The 16,954-nt window shown below is 71.0% G+C and carries 16 protein-coding genes and 1 tRNA gene; 3 read left to right on the top strand and 14 right to left on the bottom strand.

Translation table 11 applies throughout. The features are described from left to right. Positions 1 to 62: 62 nt before the first annotated feature. From QNO26_RS06905 to QNO26_RS06870, 8 genes are read right to left on the bottom strand one after another with little or no spacing between them, the layout of a single operon-like run. Positions 63 to 2,549 (bottom strand): DEAD/DEAH box helicase, encoded by a 2,487-nt coding sequence (locus QNO26_RS06905; RefSeq protein ID WP_257531106.1) that lies wholly within the window; start codon positions 2,547 to 2,549, stop codon positions 63 to 65. Further along, complete coding sequence (tatC, locus tag QNO26_RS06900) at positions 2,546 to 3,367, bottom strand: twin-arginine translocase subunit TatC (RefSeq protein WP_308208982.1); 822 nt, start codon at positions 3,365 to 3,367, stop codon at positions 2,546 to 2,548. The genes QNO26_RS06905 and tatC overlap by 4 nt, the downstream gene beginning before the upstream one ends. 8 nt (positions 3,368 to 3,375) lie before the next feature. Beyond that, complete coding sequence (gene tatA / locus QNO26_RS06895; protein WP_257531735.1) at positions 3,376 to 3,633, bottom strand: Sec-independent protein translocase subunit TatA; 258 nt, start codon at positions 3,631 to 3,633, stop codon at positions 3,376 to 3,378. A 23-nt stretch (positions 3,634 to 3,656) separates the two neighbouring features. Beyond that, a complete protein-coding gene (locus QNO26_RS06890; RefSeq protein ID WP_257531108.1) occupies positions 3,657 to 4,637 on the bottom strand; it encodes a helix-turn-helix transcriptional regulator in 981 nt (326 codons plus the stop codon). Then, positions 4,634 to 5,650, bottom strand: a complete 1,017-nt coding sequence (locus QNO26_RS06885) for a helix-turn-helix transcriptional regulator (RefSeq protein ID WP_257531110.1) — start codon at positions 5,648 to 5,650, stop codon at positions 4,634 to 4,636. The genes QNO26_RS06890 and QNO26_RS06885 overlap by 4 nt, the downstream gene beginning before the upstream one ends. Positions 5,651 to 5,657: 7 nt before the next feature. Then, entirely contained in the window at positions 5,658 to 6,590 is a 933-nt protein-coding gene (locus tag QNO26_RS06880) for an FKBP-type peptidyl-prolyl cis-trans isomerase (RefSeq protein ID WP_257531112.1), read from the bottom strand. A 9-nt stretch (positions 6,591 to 6,599) separates the two neighbouring features. Further along, the gene (locus QNO26_RS06875) at positions 6,600 to 7,619 is read right to left on the bottom strand and encodes a tRNA (adenine-N1)-methyltransferase (RefSeq protein WP_257638348.1); all 1,020 of its coding nucleotides are present in this window, start codon (positions 7,617 to 7,619) and stop codon (positions 6,600 to 6,602) included. Beyond that, positions 7,616 to 8,311, bottom strand: a complete 696-nt coding sequence (locus tag QNO26_RS06870; RefSeq protein WP_257638347.1) for an HAD family hydrolase — start codon at positions 8,309 to 8,311, stop codon at positions 7,616 to 7,618. The genes QNO26_RS06875 and QNO26_RS06870 overlap by 4 nt, the downstream gene beginning before the upstream one ends. A gap of 83 nt (positions 8,312 to 8,394) precedes the next feature. On the opposite strand from QNO26_RS06870, the gene QNO26_RS06865 reads away from it, so the two are divergent. Beyond that, positions 8,395 to 9,267, top strand: coding sequence for a PAC2 family protein (locus QNO26_RS06865; protein WP_257531116.1), 873 nt, complete (start codon positions 8,395 to 8,397; stop codon positions 9,265 to 9,267). 19 nt (positions 9,268 to 9,286) lie between these two features. Here QNO26_RS06865 and QNO26_RS06860 read toward each other — a convergent pair whose 3' ends face one another. Both QNO26_RS06860 and QNO26_RS06855 read right to left on the bottom strand, forming a co-directional pair. Beyond that, complete coding sequence (locus QNO26_RS06860) at positions 9,287 to 10,111, bottom strand: undecaprenyl-diphosphate phosphatase (RefSeq protein ID WP_257638346.1); 825 nt, start codon at positions 10,109 to 10,111, stop codon at positions 9,287 to 9,289. Positions 10,112 to 10,132: 21 nt separating this feature from the next. Continuing rightward, the gene (locus QNO26_RS06855; protein ID WP_257638345.1) at positions 10,133 to 11,434 is read right to left on the bottom strand and encodes a M20/M25/M40 family metallo-hydrolase; all 1,302 of its coding nucleotides are present in this window, start codon (positions 11,432 to 11,434) and stop codon (positions 10,133 to 10,135) included. Between the two features lie 109 nt (positions 11,435 to 11,543). Here QNO26_RS06855 and QNO26_RS06850 point away from each other — a divergent pair. Then, positions 11,544 to 11,629 (top strand) — tRNA-Leu (locus QNO26_RS06850). A 131-nt stretch (positions 11,630 to 11,760) separates the two neighbouring features. Here the strand turns inward: QNO26_RS06850 and QNO26_RS06845 are convergent. The 4 genes from QNO26_RS06845 to QNO26_RS06830 all read right to left on the bottom strand — a co-directional run bounded on the left by QNO26_RS06845 (position 11,761) and on the right by QNO26_RS06830 (position 15,968). Then, positions 11,761 to 12,030: a hypothetical protein gene (locus QNO26_RS06845; RefSeq protein WP_257531122.1), complete on the bottom strand. Its 270-nt coding sequence runs from the start codon at positions 12,028 to 12,030 to the stop codon at positions 11,761 to 11,763. An 84-nt stretch (positions 12,031 to 12,114) separates the two neighbouring features. After that, on the bottom strand, positions 12,115 to 12,849 hold the full coding sequence (locus QNO26_RS06840) for a GNAT family N-acetyltransferase (protein WP_257531123.1): 735 nt from the start codon (positions 12,847 to 12,849) through the stop codon (positions 12,115 to 12,117). Positions 12,850 to 12,916: 67 nt separating this feature from the next. Then, the gene (locus QNO26_RS06835) at positions 12,917 to 14,011 is read right to left on the bottom strand and encodes a VIT1/CCC1 transporter family protein (RefSeq protein ID WP_257638344.1); all 1,095 of its coding nucleotides are present in this window, start codon (positions 14,009 to 14,011) and stop codon (positions 12,917 to 12,919) included. A gap of 124 nt (positions 14,012 to 14,135) precedes the next feature. Next, entirely contained in the window at positions 14,136 to 15,968 is a 1,833-nt protein-coding gene (locus tag QNO26_RS06830) for a DEAD/DEAH box helicase (protein WP_257638343.1), read from the bottom strand. A 67-nt stretch (positions 15,969 to 16,035) separates the two neighbouring features. Between QNO26_RS06830 and QNO26_RS06825 the strand changes: the two genes are divergently transcribed. Continuing rightward, positions 16,036 to 16,932, top strand: a complete 897-nt coding sequence (locus QNO26_RS06825; protein WP_374679366.1) for an SGNH/GDSL hydrolase family protein — start codon at positions 16,036 to 16,038, stop codon at positions 16,930 to 16,932. The last annotated feature ends 22 nt before the right edge of the window (positions 16,933 to 16,954 follow it).

Raw genomic sequence — 16,954 nt, 5'->3', positions numbered from 1 at the left:
CTCCTGCGCCGAAGCCTCCTGCGCCGAAGCCTCCTGCGCCGACCCCTGTGGCATCCGCTCGCTCATGCGCCGCTGTAGGCGACGATGCCGCGCCGCACGGCGTCGAGGGCCTTGCGCGCCGTGGATGCGACGGGGGCGTCGGCGACGAGGGAAAGCTGGTCGAGAAGATCGATCGTCTGCTTGGCCCACCGCACGAAGTCGCCGGCAGCGAGGTCGGCCTCGGTGAGCACCCGGTCGAGCATGCCGCCGCGCGCCCACGTGTACATCGCCTGCGCGAGACCCGTGGCGACCGGCTCGGTGCCCGGCAGGTGGTGCTCGCGCTCGAGATCGTCCAGGCGCGACCACAGCAGCTGCGTCTCGGTCAGTGCGGTGCGGAACGGGCCGCGCGGCAGACCGTACTCCCCGGGGCCTTCGGAGTCGCGGCGCGGCTCGTACACGAGCGAACAGGCGAGGGCGGCCAGCGACGGCGCGTCGAGGTTCTCCCAGATGCCACGGCGCAGCGCTTCCGCGACGAGCAGGTCGCGCTCGCCGTAGATGCGCCGCATCGTGCGGCCCGCCGCCGTCAGCGTGGTCCTGCCCTCTTCATCGACCGCGACGTAGTCCAGCGCCGACAGGACGTCCACCACGCGGTCGAACACGCGTGCCACCGTGCCGGTACGGGTCTGGATCTGGTTGCGCAGCTTGTCGGCACGGCGCTTGAGCTTCCAGTACCGCTCCGCCCACCGCGCGTGGTGCTCACGGTCGGGGCAGTCGTGGCAGGGGTGGCGCAGAATGCGGCGGCGCAGGGACTCCATCTCCTGCTGACGCTGCTTGCGGATGCGGGCGGGCGCCGTGCGATCGGCGCGGTTGAGCTTCTCGAGGTCGCTGAGCTCGCGGCGGATGGCCGAGTACTCGGCGAAGTCGCCGCGGTCGCACGTCATGGCTGCCTGGTAGCCCGCGAGGGATTCCTCCGCCTCGCGCACCTGCCGTGCCAGACCCACCACGGACCGATCGGCCTGGAACTGGGCGAAGGAGGACTCGAGGATCTCGCGCGCCTCGGGACGCCCGAACCTGTCGATGAGGTTCACGGCCATGTTGTAGGTGGGGCGGAAACTGGAGTTCAGCGGGTACGTGCGCCGCGAGGCGAGCGCGGCGACCGCCTGCGGGTCGAGCGACTCGGTCCACTGGATCACCGCATGACCCTCGACGTCGATGCCGCGACGCCCCGCCCGTCCGGTGATCTGGGTGTACTCCCCCGACGTGATCGCCACGCGGGCCTCACCGTTGAACTTCTCCAGCTTCTCCAGCACCACGGTGCGGGCCGGCATGTTGATGCCGAGGGCCAGGGTCTCGGTGGCGAAGACGACCTTCACGAGTTTGCGACGGAACAGCTCCTCGACGACCTCCTTGAACGCCGGCAGGAGACCGGCGTGGTGCGCCGCGATGCCGCGCTCGAGGTTGTCGCGCCACTCCCAGTAGCCGAGGGCGTCGAGGTCCTCCTCGTTGAGGGTCGCGGTGCGCTCGTCGACCAGCCGTCGGATCTCGGCACGCTCTTCGCCGTCGGTGAGCCGCAGCCCCGAGCGCCGCACCTGCTGCACGGCGCCATCGCAGCCGGCGCGGCTGAAGATGAAGAAGATGGCAGGCAGCAGGTTCGCGCGCTGCAGCAGCTGCACCACACCCGGGCGGTCGAGCCGCTCGACGCGTTGCACGTTGCCCGGCCGCACCGGTCGCCTGCCGCCCCGCTGCGGCCGTCGGTGGGTGGGCTCATAGCCGGCGTCACGCGCGCTGTTGTGGCCCTGCGCGCGGCGGTTCTCCTCGAACGTGCGGCCCTTGACGGAGCGGATGCGCATGAGCTCCTGGTTGACCTGCGCGGTGGCGATGCCGGCGCGGTCGTCGAAGAGCGGCAGCAGGTCCCCTCGCACCAGCACGTGCTGCTCGAGCGGCACCGGCCGGGTCTCGGACACGATCACCTCCGTGTCACCGCGCACGGTGTCGAGCCAGTCGCCGAACTCCTCCGCGTTGGACACCGTCGCCGACAGCGACACCAGCCGCACGCTGGGCGGCAGGTGGATGATGACCTCTTCCCACACGGCGCCCCGGAAACGGTCGGCCAGGTAGTGCACCTCGTCCATGACGACGAAGCGCAGCCCCCGCAGAGCCGGCGAGTCGGCGTACAGCATGTTGCGCAGCACCTCGGTGGTCATCACCACCACGCGCGCGTTGCCGTTGATGTTGGTGTCACCGGTGAGCAGCCCCACCTCGTCCTCGCCGTACACCTCCTGCAGCTCCCTGAACTTCTGGTTCGACAGGGCCTTCATCGGCGTGGTGTAGAAGGCCTTGTCGCCGGGCTCCCGCATCGCCAGGTGCACCGCGAACTCGCCGACGATGGTCTTGCCGGCGCCTGTCGGCGCCGCAACCAGAACGCTGCGGCCGTCTTCGAGCGCCTGGCATCCGGCGATCTGGAACGGGTCGAGCGTGAAGCGCTGCTGCTCGGCGAACTCCTTCGTGAGCGGATGCCGGCGGGCTTCCGAGGCGGCCGCGAACCGCTCCGCGGGGCTGACGCCGCTCACAGCACGGGTCCGGGGGGAAGGAGGGTCTGGGCGCGCTTGGCCCGACGGCGGTCGAGGATGAGCGAGAGGCCTGCCGACGCGAGGTACAGCATCATGAGGATGCCGGCGAGGAGGAAGGTCGTGGCGACGTCGGAGGGCGGGGTGGCGATGGAGGCGAAGATCACCGAGATCAGCACGGCGAACCGCCAGCCGGTGATGATCGCCCTGCCGGAGAGCACCCCGGCGATGTTGAGGGCCACGAGGAACACCGGCAGCACGAAGGCGACGCCCACGAAGAGCATCAGCTTGAAGACGAAGTCGTAGTAGTAGTTCGCGTCGTACATCGCCGCGGCGCCCGTGGTGAGGAACTCGGCCATGAGCTTGACGATGTTCGGCATGACGGCCAGTCCCGTCGCGCAGCCGGCGAAGAACAGCGGCACCGCGGCGGCGACGAACCCGATGGTGTAGCGGATCTCGCGACGCGTGAGCCCGGGCATGACGAACGCCCACAGCTGCCAGATCCAGATCGGGGCCGACAGCAGGAAGCCGATCGCGAAGGCCATGCGCATGCGCAGGTCGAACGGGCCGGTGACACTGGTGTACATGACCTCGACCGCGGCCTGCTCGCCGCGCGATTCCGCGACCATGCGGATGGGTGCCGTGATCAGCTGGATCACGGGTTCGGTGATGAAGAACGCCGCCACCATCGCGATCACGACGGCTGCGGCACTGATCATCGCCCGCTTGCGCAGCTCGATGAGGTGCTGACCGAGCGACATCCGCCTCTCGCGGCGGGGCTCGTCGTCGCCGCGCGCGCGGGTGGGGGCGGTCCTAGTCACGCTCCGGCTCAGCGTGGAGTGGAAGAACTGCCGTTCGCGTCACGGTGCACCTCTGGCGCGACCGTGGACGGAGCTGCGGAAGTCGGGGAGGCCGCGCCGTCCGCCGGAGTGGAAGAGGTGTCCTCTTCCTTCATCGCCTTCATCTCGCTCTTGAACACGCGCGCGGACTGGCCCATGCTCTTGGCGAGGGCGGGAAGCTTGGCGGCGCCGAACAGAAGCAGGATGACTGCGAGAACGAGCAGCCACTGCCAACCATGAATACCCATGAGTGTCCTTCCGACGACCGGGATCACTCCAGTGTAGACGGCGCCTCTCGGTATTGGGCCAGGCCCGCCGCCGCCCACGCGGCCGTGGCGCGCCTCGCCCCGGCCGGGGCGAGCACCTCGACGTCGCCGCCGAGACGCGCAGCGACGCGCTTGAGGCTCTGCTCGTCGGCGATGGGCATGGCCGCGGTTTCGATGTCACCGTCGACGGTGCGCTCGGCCCGCGTGAGGTAGTCGCCCAGCAGCGGAGCCACCTGGCGGGGATAGCGCAGGCGGGCGGTGACGTCGTCCGCGCCGGGCTCGAACAGCTCGGGCACCGGCTCGCCGCCGTGCGTGACCGGGAGATCGGTGAGTGCGAGGTCGCTGACGCGTTCGAGGTGGAAGGTGCGCATCGCCTGACGCATGTGGCACCACCCCTGCAGGTACCACTGGCCGTCGGCCACGTGCACCTTGGCCGGATCGACGGTACGCGTGGTGGCGGGGGCATCCGGCGCCTGATAGGTGAACGAGACCGCCACGCCGCGGCGGAGGGCCTCGGACACCGTGACGCGCACATCGTCGACCGGGCCGGGCGCCACGATGAGATCGGCGGGGGCGCTGGCCGCACCACGTGCCAGCTTGGCGAGCAGGCTCTGAACCACGCCGCCATCGCCGACCCCGGGAAAAGCGGCCGCAAGCTGCAGACCGGCCAGCAGGGCGGCGGCCTCGCGGGCGGTCAGCCGCGGTGCGCGCTCGAGGCCGACGGAGTGGGTGATCGAGATGAGGTCGCGTTCGTCGAGCAGGTCCCAGTCGATGTCGAACAGGTCGTTGGGCAGCTGCCAGAAGCCGCCCTCTCCCGGCCGGCCGATCACGGTGAGCTTCTGCACCATGTCGCGCATCTGGTCGGGCGTCACCTCGAACTCGTCGGCGGCTTCGACCACCGACACCTCGCCCTTGCCCAGGAGGTACGGCACGAGCTGGAGGATCAGAGCCGCGCGCTCGGTGGCGTGCAGCGGTCGGGCACTCATCGCACGTCCCCCTCGTCTGCGCCGCCGGGGTCGGCGTGGAGCGCGAGGGTCGCCTCCAGACGGCGGATCACCTCGTCGCGCAGCTGCGCCGGCTCGACCACGCGCACCTCGGGCCCGTACGACGCCAGCTCATCGGCGAAGACGTGCACGTCGACGTAGGGCACGAGGATCCCCTGGTCGGCCTCCTCGGCGCGGCGGCGCAGCCGCAGCGAGGCCTCGGTGCCGGGGTTCACCTCCAGCAGCGCGTGCTGCTGGGCGGCGACCTCCTCGAGGCCGGCGACGGCGCGCTCACCGGCGTGGTCGCGCAGCACCGGGTCGAACGACTCGCGGGTCACCGCGACGTCGCCGACGATGCGCGAGAGCAGGAACGTGCGCGCGGCATCCTGCGCGACATCGATTCCGTAGACGTGCCAGCGGCCTTCGAAGTCCACGAGCGCCAGCGGGCGGATGCGGCGGGTGCGCGGGCGGTCCTCCCCCGGCTTCAGGTACGGGAAGGACGCGACCCGTGCCTGCTCGATCGCCTTCTGCAACGGGGCGAACGCCGGGGTGCGCACATTCAGTCGCGGCGAGAACCCCAGGATCGGCTCGTCGACGTCGTTGCCCAGTGCACGGATCTTGCGCAGTCCGCTGCGCGCCTCGGCCGACAGCGAGCTCTCGCTCCAGACCTCGCCCGCCAGCGCCAGCACGGCCAGCTCCCCCGGGCTGAACGAGATGTCCTCCGGAAGCGCGTAGTCGTCGTTGGGCACGCGGTAGCGGGCTTCGCGCAGGTCGTCGGGGTCGGCGTGGTCGCCGATGGTCTCGATCGGCACACCGAGGCCGCGCAGGCTCTCCTTGTCGCGCTCGAACATCTTCTCGAGGGCGTCCTTCGACGCCCCGGATTCTGCCTGCTCCCGGTAACCGGCGACGGAGGAGAGGATGGTGTCCTTCGTCAGGCCCTGCTCCGTCGCCATGAGTGCGACGAGCAGGTTGACGAGGCGCTCCTCCGGTGCGCTGCGGCTGGACGGGGCGGCCACGGCGAACCTACTCCGCGGGGTCGTCGAGGCCGAGGATGTCGATCACGAAGACCAACGTGGACCCGGGCGGCACGGCTCCCTGGCCGGCATCGCCGTAAGCCAGGTCGGGCGGGATGACCGCGAGGATCTGCGATCCGACCGTCTGGCCCTCCAGAGCCGCGGCGAAGCCGGGCACGACCTGGTTGAGCGACAGCGAGACGGGGGCGCCCGCCTCCCAGCTGGAGTCGAACACCTCCTTCTCATCCCACAGCACACCGGTGTAGTGCACGCGCACGGGCGTGTCGCCGGTGACCTCGGGACCCTCGCCCTTCTTCAGCACCTCGACGACGAGCTCGTCGGGCGCGTCGTCCTGGGGCACGATGACACCGGGGGTGCCGTCGGGAGCGCGGACCACGCTGGGCATGCCGCGGCGATCGTTGAACTGGTCGGAGCCGTCGGCCTTCGACAGGTACACCTTCTGCACGTCGATGAGGAAGATGGCGGAGTCATCGGCGCCGAGCCCCAGGCTCGCCGCGGCCTCGGTCGCCAGGTCACCGGGAGCGACCGCGCCCACGATGACCGAGCCTTCGCTCGCGCACTCGAGCATCTGCGCCATGCCGTCGTAGAACTCCGCCCACTGCGACACCGGCGCCGGCTGGGTGCCGCTGCTGAGGATCGTCTCCCCCGTCGTGCCGTTGAGGATCGTGACGTCGAGCACGACCTCCTGCGCGTCGTCGACCACCACGGGCCCGTCGCCGACCTCGATATCGCGGTAGACGGTCTCGTCGACGTGCACCGGCGCGCTGGTCGCGACGGTGTCTCCCGAGACGGTGATCAGGTCGAGCGCCTGCGCGTCACCGGCGTCGCGCGTGCACGAGGCAGCGGGCGCGGCGGACGAGCATCCGACGAGGGCGAAAGCGGACAGGCCGATGACGGCTGCGATTGCGGGGATCCTGCGCACCGGTACAGCCTAATCGGTGGCGGGGTCGGGCTCAGCCGCACCGGCGGCGAGCCGGGCACCGTCTGCCGCCCGCTGCGCCTCTCGCACCCGTTTGCGCAGGTTCTTGTCGGTGATCTGGCGGTCTCCGACCGCACCGGGGGTCCACAGCTCCACGTCCTCGTCGCCGTAGCTGGGCTTCTTCAGCGCGCGCTTGCGGACGTCGGGAGGCATCGCGCCCGGTGCGAGGCGTCGCGCGGTGAGCAGGAAGCCGGTGTGCGCGACCATGCGGTGGTCCGGACGCACCGCGAGTCCTTCGACGTGCCAGCCGCGCACCATCGTCTCGCTGGCCTCGGGGTCGGTGAACAGCCCGGTTCCGCGGATGTACTCGGCCACACGGCTCAGCTGCGTGGCGGTGGCGACATAGCAGAGCACGACGCCACCGGGGGTGAGCGCTTCGGCGACCGCGTCGATGCACTCCCAGGGAGCGAGCATGTCGAGCACGACCCGATCGACGGATGCCGCTTCAGCGGCGGCCGCGAGCGATTCGACCAGATCCCCGACCACGACGTCCCAGTTCTCGGGCAGCGCGCCCAGGAACGTCTCGACGTTGGCCCGGGCGACCTCGGCGAACTCCTCGCGCCGCTCGAACGACACGAGGCGCCCGGCGGGGCCGAGGGCACGCAGCAGCCACAGCGAGAGGGCGCCCGAGCCGACGCCCGCCTCGACCACGGTCGCACCGGGGAAGATGTCGGCCTGCGCCAGGATCTGCGCAGCATCCTTCGGATAGACGATCGCCGCACCGCGCGGCATCGACATGACGAAGTCGCGCAGCAGGGGCCGCAGCGCCAGGTACTCGTGGCCACCGGAGTTGGTCACGACCGAGCCGTCGGGAAGCCCGACCAGCCCTTCGTGGCGCAGCACCCCGTGGTGGGTGTGCAGCTCCCCCCGCTCGCGCAGGGTGATCGTGTGCAGACGGCCCTTGGGACCGGTCAGCTGCACCCGGTCGCCGTAGCGGAACGGGCCGGAGGGACGGGTGAGATCGACGGTCATCGCGAGGACTCCTTGGCGCGGTGGTCGGCATGGAACGCCACGACATCGGCGGCGCCGCGTCCTTCGAGGCTCGGCCACAGCGCGTGGGCGCCGACGCCGGTGAGCGAGACCATCATCGGCACGCCGATGGTGGCCGCCCCGGAGGCGAGCGCCGAGCGCAGCCCGTTGGGGGAATCCTCGATGGCGACGACCTCCGCCGGGGTGATGCCCAGCGCCTCGCAGGCCTGCAGGTAGGGTTCGGGGAAGGGCTTCGGGCGCACGGCGTCGTCACCGGCGACGATGACGTCGAAGGCCTCGAACGGGATCTGCTCGACGACGGTCTCGGCCATGCGCCGCAGCGACATCGTCACCAGGCCCGTGCGGATGCCGGCGTCGCGCAGCTGCGCGAGCAGCTCGCGGGCACCCGGGCGGAACGGGTTGCCGAGCTCTCGCAGCTGCCCCATCACCCGGTCGGTGAGGTGGTCGATGATGGCGTCTTCCTGCATGCGCACACCCGCTTCCTGCAGGATGCGGGCGGAATCGTGGAGTCCCAGGCCGACCAGGCCCAGTGCCTGCTCATGCGTCCACGTGCCCCCGTAGCTCTCGACGAGCGGGGTCTCCGCGGCCATCCAGTACGGTTCGGTGTCGACGAGCGTGCCGTCCATGTCCCACAGGACGGCGCGCAGCGGGACGGGTGCGGCGGGGTCTGTCACCTGTCCATGCTACCGAGGCGGCGCGCGGCGACCGCCCGCGGGGTCGGCGCCCGGCCTATCCTGGGACGGACGAAGGGAGTCCGGTGGAGGGACTGGGACGACGTGTGCTCGTGGCCGCGTTCGATGGCTGGAACGATGCCGGCGAAGCCGCGACGGCTGCTCTGGCGCTGCTGCGCGCGGAGGGATCGTACGAGCCGGTGTTCTCCGTCGACCCCGAGCTGTACTTCGACTATCAGTACACCCGCCCCCAGGTCGCGCTCGACGCCGAGGGACGGCGCGTGCTCACCTGGCCGGACACGACGCTGTGGCGCCCGACCCGCCGCTCCCGCGGCACGCAGCTCTGGCTGCTCACGGGCGTGGAGCCGGCGCGGGCGTGGCAGGCGTTCGCGAACGAGATCATCGACGTGGCGCTGCGGGAGGATCTCACCGGCATGGTGTCGCTCGGCTCGATGATGTCCGACGTGCCGCACACCCGGCCCATCTCGGTGTTCGCGGGCAGCCACAACGAGGAGCTGCGCACGGCGCTGGAGCTGGAGCGCTCGACCTACGAGGGTCCGGTCGGCATCCTGAGCGTGCTCGACCAGATCGCCGACGCCGCCGGCATCCCCTCGGCATCGCTCTGGGCGAGCGTGCCGCACTACGTCGCCGGGCACACCCCGTCACCCAAGGCCACCCTGGCGCTGCTCGACAAGCTCGAGGACCTCACCGGTGCCCGCGTGCCGCGCGGCACCCTGGCGACGGAGGCTGCCGCGTGGGAGGCGTCGATCGACGCCGCCGCCGCGGACGACGAGGAGATGACGGAGTACATCCGCCAGCTCGAGCGCACCCGCGACACGTGGGACTCGCCCGAGGCCTCCGGCGATGCGATCGCGCAGGAGTTCGAGAAGTACCTGCGGCGCCGGGGCGACGGCCAGGGGCCGTCCAAGCCCGGGCGCGACGAGCCGCCCCGCCGCTGACGGCGCGGCCCGGCCGGGCTCAGGCCTGGATGACGCCCATCGACAGCAGCACGATCAGCGCGGTCCCCAGCGCCACGCGGTAGATCACGAAGGGCAGGAAGCTGCGCTTGGAGATCCACTTCATGAAGAAGGCGATGACCGCGAGGGCGACCACGAACGCCACGATGGTGGCCACGAGGGTCTCCGGCAGCGTGAACGGCCCCTGCTCGTCCCAGCTTTTGAACAGCTGGTAGAAGCCGCTGCCGAAGACGGCCGGGATCGCCAGCAGGAACGCGTAGCGCGCGGCATCCGCCCGTTTGTAGCCGAGGAAGAGCCCCATGGTGATCGTGCCGCCCGAGCGCGAGACACCGGGGACGAGGGCAAGCGCCTGCGCGAACCCGAACGCCACGCCGTGCGGGACCGTGAGGTCGTTCAGTTCACGACGCTTGGCGCCGACCGCGTCGGCGACGCCCAGCAGCAGACCGAAGGCGATCAGCATGATCGCGACGACCCACATCGAACGGAACACCGTCTCGATCTGGTCCTGGAACAGCAGCCCCAGCACGACGATCGGGATGCTGCCGATGATGATCAGCCAGCCCATGCGCGCGTCGGGGTCGGTCCGCGGCGCCTTGCCCACGAGCGACCGGCACCACTGCGTGATGATGCGGACGATGTCCTTCCAGAAGAACACCACCACGGCCGCCTCGGTGCCGATCTGCGTGATCGCGGTGAAGGCTGTGCCGGGGTCCTCGGCGCTGGGGAGGAACTCCCCCAGGATGCGCAGGTGCGCGCTGGAGGAGACCGGGAGGAATTCGGTGAGCCCCTGGACCAGGCCCAGGAGGATCGCTTCGAGGAAGCTCATGCGCGCCTTTCGGTGACTGCGTCAGTACGTGCGGAGGAGATCCGTGAGGACCGCCTGTCCGAAGGTGAGGGCGTCCAGCGGCACGCGCTCGTCGACGCCGTGGAACATGCCGGTGAAGTCGAGGTCGGCCGGCAGTCGCAGCGGGGCGAAGCCGTAGCCGGCGATGCCGAGCCGCGAGAGGGCCTTGTTGTCGGTGCCGCCACCCATCAGGTACGGGATGACGGGGATGCCGGGGTCGTGCCGGCCGAGTGCGGCGACCATCTGCGCGACGAGGTCGCCGGCGAAGGGTACTTCCAGGCCGATGTCGCGCTGGACCACCTCGATCTCGACGTCGGGGCCGACGATCGCGGCGAGGTCGGCGAGGGCGGCATCCTCCCCACCCGGGATGGTGCGCACGTCGATGAGCGCCTCGGCGGTGTCGGGGATGACGTTGTGCTTATAGCCGGCAGAGAGCCCGGTCGGGTTGGCTGTGGTGCGCAGGGTGGCGCGCAGGAACGCCGATGTCGGACCGAAGAGGTCGGCGACGTCGTCGGGATGCCGCGGGTCGGCGCCCGTCAGCGTGGCGAGGCCCTCGATGAGCTGCCGTGACGTCTCGGTCATCGCCAGAGGCCACGCGGTGCGCCCAAGGGCGGCGACGGCCTCGGCGAGCCGGGTGATGGCGTTGTCGGGGTGGAAGCGGCTGCCGTGGCCGGCGCGGCCGTGGGTGCGCAGGCGCAGCCAGAGCAGGCTCTTCTCCCCCGTCTGCAGCAGGTACGCGCGGCGGTCACCGGCGGCGATGGAGTAGCCGCCCACTTCGCTGATCGCCTCGGTCGCCCCGGCGAACCACTCCGGGCGGTCGCGGACGACGAGGGCGGACCCCTCGACGCCGCCGTTCTCCTCGTCGGCGAAGAACGTCACGATCACGTCGCGGGCGGGCTGCTCGCCCGCGCGCAGCAGGTCGCCGACGGACGTGAGGATCATGGCATCCATGTCCTTCATGTCCACGGCGCCGCGGCCCCACAGCATGCCGTCGCGGATCTCGCCGGCGAACGGGTCGACGCTCCAGTCCTCCGCAACGGCGGGCACGACATCGAGGTGACCGTGCAGCACGAGCGCGGGCTTGTCGCGATCGCGGCCCGACACGCGGGCGACGAGGTTCGTGCGGCGCGGGATCGGCTCGTAGTACTCGGGAGTGAGGCCGAGCGACTCGAGGTATGCACCGACGTACTCGGCGGCTTCGCGCTCGCCGCGTGCGTTGCCGCCGCCGAAGTTCGACGTGTCGAACCGGATGAGGTCGCGGGCGATGCGCACGACCTCGGGAAGGTCGATGTCGGTCTCGGGCATGCCGACTACGCTACCGCCGTCACGCCGGCTCACCGTGCGCCGCTGGTTCGAAGTGCTCTCCGGATCATGCTAGGCTCGACCCTCGGTTGCGAAAGCAATTTCACCCACTGCGCGGGTGGCGGAATAGGTAGACGCGCTAGCTTGAGGTGCTAGTGCCCTTTAACGGGCGTGGGGGTTCAAGTCCCCCCTCGCGCACAGTGAAGAAGGTCCCCGAAAGGGGGCCTTCTTCCGTTTGCGGGCACGCGGGTGGCTTTCAGGAAGTGCGCTCGGCCGCGACTGCGATCCGGTTCGTCGTCCTCGTCGGGATCAAACCAACCGCCGGAGGCTCAACGGTCGGCGTACGCGTTCCACGTGATGAGGAAACCGCCGCCCTCGCGATCGTCAGTCGACAGCCAAGAGCACTCCCACCCCGGTCGCATCCCGAAGCGCCATTCCAGTCGGTACGCGCTCCCGCCCGCATACTCCGCGCACTCAGCCCGCGCCAGTGGTTCATCCTGGTCGGCGCGGTCGTTCACACGGCCGACGAACGCTGCGCCGCCGCCCGCGGCCACCATGACCACCGCGGACGCGATCGCCCAACCCACGATCCGCTTCACAGCGCGATCATAGCCACGACCGTCCGAAAGACCGTCCGCGATCTGATCTCGCTCGCCCGCCTCTGCTGGTCTCCCTCCCCGGCCTCAGCGGGCTTCGGGAGTGACGTCCGCCACGCATGCCGCGAGGTCGACCGCGATCTGCTCGCCGAGCCGCACGAAACCCAGACTCTCCCCCAGACGCGCCGACGCGCGGTTACGCGCCCTGCAGCGCCACTGCGCCACCAGGCCATCGCCGATCGCGTGCAGAGCAGCCGCGGCAGCCGCCTGAGCGCCGAAGCCCTTTCCCCGGAACGCCGGCGCGGTGGCCACACCGATGTGAGCGAGCCCGCCGCCCCACACCTCGTATCCCGCAGCAGCCGCCGGTTCGACACCATCGGCCCAGGTGGTCCACCGCCTGTCCATCGCGAGCAGCCCGCTCTCGTCACGCTCCTCGGTGGAGCATGCCGACATGACCGCCGCGACCTCGGCATCCGACGCCATCCGGACGGCGTCGGAACGCGCAGGCACGATCGTCCCCCGGTCGGCGAACGCGAGCGTCGCCACGCCGAAGAGGCTCGGCGCGAGCGGCTCCAACGCCGTCAGCAGCGCCCCGACGTCGAGCAGGTGCCGTGGGGCGAGAGACCTCAGCGCGGACAGCGCGAGCTCGGGCGCTGCGACGACAACCGTCTTCTCGAGTCGTACCACCACCGCTGCGGTCAGGCCCGGCCTCACGATGAACACCGGCTCCGCCTGCGCGAAGACGGCGGGCGAGACTCCCAGCCGCTCCGCCCAGACGCGGCGGACGGCCATCTCGGTCGTGTCATCCAGAGCATGCGGCACGGGTCGAGTCTGGCAGTGAAGCGCCACGGGGAGGCACCACCGGCGAGGACTTGGCCTGACGACAGCGCTACGCCACAGACACCCCGAACACCAGCCCGAGCACGTACGTGATCGCTGCGGCTCCCATGCCGATCGCGAGCTGGCGCAGCGCCCGGCGCAGCGGCGGACCGCCGGAGAGCACGCCCACCATCGCTCCGGTGGCCAGCAGCGCGAGGCCGACCAGCACGAGCGCGAGCACGACGGCGACGATCCCCTCGAGCCCGAAGATCCACGGCAGCACGGGAATGACGGCGCCGGAAGCGAAGAAGAGGAAGCTGGAGGTCGCCGCGCCCCACGCGCCCCCGACGACGTCGTGCTCCTCCGCGGCGTCGACCGGGCGCCGGTAGGGCTGCGACCGGTCCGCTGCCTGGGCCGTCTCGACGACGCGCCGCGCGCGGGACATGGCCTCCTCGGCATCCAGCCCGCGAGCTCGATAGACCAGGGCGACCTCGTTCGCGTCGAGGTCGAGATCGGGCAGCGCCGCATCGGCGAAGTCGCTGTGGCCGGTCGACGCGAGCATCTCGCGCTGCGACCGCACCGAGACGAACTCACCCGCCGCCATCGACAGCGCCCCGGCCAGCAGGCCCGCCAAGCCGCTCAGCAGCACGAACGGAGCCCCCACGCCGGCGGCGCCGATGCCCATCACGAGGGCGAGGTTCGACACCAGTCCGTCGTTGGCGCCGAAGACCGCAGCCCGGAACGTGCCCGACAGCCGGCGACGGCCGCGCGCAGCCAGGTTGCGCACCACCTCGTGGTGCACCTTCTCATCCGCGACCATGGCGGCCGTCGCGTATGGCTCCGCCTCGTACGGCGAACGGGCTTCGGCGTTCTGCGCGAGGGCGAGCACGAAGACCATGCCGAAGCGCCGGGCCATCCAGCCCAGCATCGGGGTGTCCATGCTCGGGCGCGGCAGGCGCTTCGGCTCCCCGCCGAGCAGGCTCAGCCAGTGCGACTCGTGGCGCCCCTCCGCATCGGCCAAGGCGAGCAGGATCTCGCGTTCCTCCCCCGTGCGACGCTCGGCGAGGGTGCGGTAGAGCCGCGCCTCGGCACGCTCATCGACGAGGTACTGCGCCCACCGCCGACGATCCCGCGCGGTCGGTGCAGGCGGGGTGGGCGCGATCATGGGTCCTCCGGTCGGAAGGGGGGTGAGGGGATGCGTCAACGCTACTGATCCCGTCGCGCGCGACAGGGGCGAAGGCCGCGATTGCCAGCATTTCGGGGATCCGAAGCGGACGTTCCGCGCGCGGTCAGGAGTGCACGCGGCGGCGCAGCAGGTCGATGCGCGCCTGCAACTGCGCCACGGTGGCATGCGAGACCGGGGGCCCGCCGCACAGGCGCCGCAGCTCGGCGTGCACGGCGGCATGCGGTTCGCCGCTCTGGCGGGCGTAGACCCCGACGAGGCTGTTGAGCAGCTGCCGCTGCTCCTTCAGGGTGCGGTGCAGCGCCGGCGGGAGCGTCGTGGCGACGGGCGCACCGGTGGCCTCGGCCTGCTGCGCCTCCCCCGTCTCCCGCACCTTGCGGTGGCGCGACTGCCGCGCCTGCCGCTGCATCAGCAGCTCGTGCACGTGCTCCGGCTCGAGCAGTCCGGGGAGGCCGAGGAACTCCTCCTCCTCGGGCGTGCCGGGAACGGCGAGCTGGCCGAACTCCTTGCCGTCGAACAGCACCCGGTCGAAGTGGGCCACCGACCCGAGCGCCTGGTAGCTGAACTCCTCGGTCAGGGCATCGGATGCCTTGTCCTCGCGCTCCGCCTCGGCCAGCAGCGTGTCTTCGAGGCCGTCGTCGTCACCCGACTCACGGTCGAGCGCATGATCGCGCTCGCGCTCCATCTCGTTGGCGAGGGCGAGCAGCTGCGGCACGTGGGGCAGGAACACGCTGGCCGACTCGCCACGGCGGCGGGCGCGCACGAAGCGACCGATCGCCTGCGCGAAGAACAGCGGAGTCGACGCGCTCGTGGCGTACACCCCGACCGACAGCCGAGGCACGTCGACGCCTTCCGACACCATGCGCACCGCGACCATCCAGCGCGACGTGCCCTTCGCGAACTCCTCGATGCGTCCGGATGCCGCGGGGTCGTCCGACAGCACGACCGTCGTCGATTCCCCCGTGATGTCGCGCAGGATCGCGGCGTACGCCCGCGCCGCGGTCTGGTCCGTCGCGATGACAAGACCACCGGCGTCGGGCACGTCCTGACGCACTTCGCTGAGGCGCCGGTCGGCGCTGCGCAGCACCGCCGGGATCCAGTCGCCCTGCGGGTCCAGGGCCGTGCGCCAGGCCTGCGAGTTGATGTCCTTGGTGTTGTCCTGACCGAGCTGCGCCTCGTACTCGTCGCCCGCCTTGGTGCGCCAGCGCATCTGACCGGCGTAGACCAGGAACAGCACCGGCCGCACCACGCCGTCGGCCAGCGCTCGACCGTAGCCGTAGTTGTAGTCGGTGCGTGAGAGGCGGATGCCCTTCTCATTCGGGTGATATTCCACGAACGGAATGGGCGCCGTGTCGCTGCGGAACGGGGTGCCCGACAGCAGCAGGCGCCGCGTCGCGCGCTGATACGCCTCACGCAGCGCGTCACCCCAGCTGAGGGCGTCACCGCCGTGGTGCACCTCGTCGAGGATCACCAGGGTGCGGGCGTCCTCGGTGAGGCGCTGGTGCACGGATGCCTTCACCGCGACCTGCGCGTAGGTGACCGCGACGCCGTGGTAGTGCCGGGCGGGGGCGACGTGGCGGTTGCTGAAGTTCGGGTCGAGCCGGATGGACACGCGCGCCGCGGCATCCGCCCACTGCGTCTTCAGATGCTCGGTGGGGGCGACGACGACGATGCGATCGACGATGCGCCGGCGCAGCAGCTCGGTCGCGAGGCGCAGGGCGAACGTGGTCTTTCCGGCGCCCGGGGTGGCAGCCGCGAGGAAGTCGCGGGGTCCCTTGCCGATGCCGTCGGGCCCGTCCATCGCGAAGTACTGGTCGAGCGCCTCCGCCTGCCAGGCACGCAATCGCTGGGCCGTACCCCAGGGCGCACGCTGGGGGAACGAGGGCGACAGGTGCTCGGCAGCGAAGCTCCCGAAATGCTCCTGCTGCTGCTCATCCACGACGGTCCAGCCTAAACGAGGCCACGGACGCTAGCCTCGGAGACGGCCATCAGCCCGGGAGGAACACATGACTGACACCCCGATCGAACCCGAACCCGCCCCCCACCACGACGACTTCACCCCGAACCCATCCGTCCACCCGTGGCGGCGGATGGTCTCCATCGGCGACTCCTTCACCGAGGGCATCGGCGACCCCGACCCGGACTCGCCCGGCGGCCACCGCGGCTGGGCCGACCGCGTCGCGGAGGTTCTCAGCTCCCAGGTCGACGACTTCGCCTACGCCAACCTCGCCGTGCGCGGCAAGCTCATCGGCCAGATCGTGGCAGACCAGATCGAGCCCGCCCTGGCCCTGACCCCCGACCTCATCACGTTCTCCGCCGGCGGCAACGACGTGATCCGCCCCGGCGGCGATCCCGACGTCGTCGCCGCACTCTTCGAGGACGCCGTCGCCCGGCTGTCGTCGCGAGGCGCGACGGTGCTCGTCTTCACCGCCATCGACACCAACTTCACGCCGGTGTTCCGCGGCATCCGCGGCAGGGTCGCGATCTACAACGAGAACATCCGCGCGATCGCCGAGCGCTACGACTGCATCGTCGCCGACCAGTGGGCGCTCAAGGAGGTGCAGGACATGCGCTTCTTCGACGACGACCGCCTGCACTACAACACCCTCGGCCACCACGAGGTGGCGCGGATGGTGCTGCGCGCCCTCAACGTCCCCAACGACCTGCAGCCGATGCAGCCCGAGCCGCTGCCGCGCCGCACGTGGCGGGCGGCCCGCGCGAACGACCTCGTCTGGGCTCGCGAGTACCTGGTGCCCTGGGTGCTGCGCCGTGTGCGCAACCAGTCGTCGGGCGACCACATCACGGCCAAGCGTCCCGAAGCCCTGCCGATGCGGCGCGTCATCCCGCACGTCGACGACCCGGTGGATGCCAGCCCCGACGCGACGGCGCGTGGCACCGCCTGACGCGACCGCGGGTGCGACCACG

It is taken from the genome of Microbacterium sp. zg-Y1090 (assembly GCF_030246945.1).
GTDB classification, from domain to species: domain Bacteria; phylum Actinomycetota; class Actinomycetes; order Actinomycetales; family Microbacteriaceae; genus Microbacterium; species Microbacterium wangruii.
Note: the sequence above shows the minus strand (reverse complement) of the source record. Positions and strands in the feature narration are given on the sequence as shown.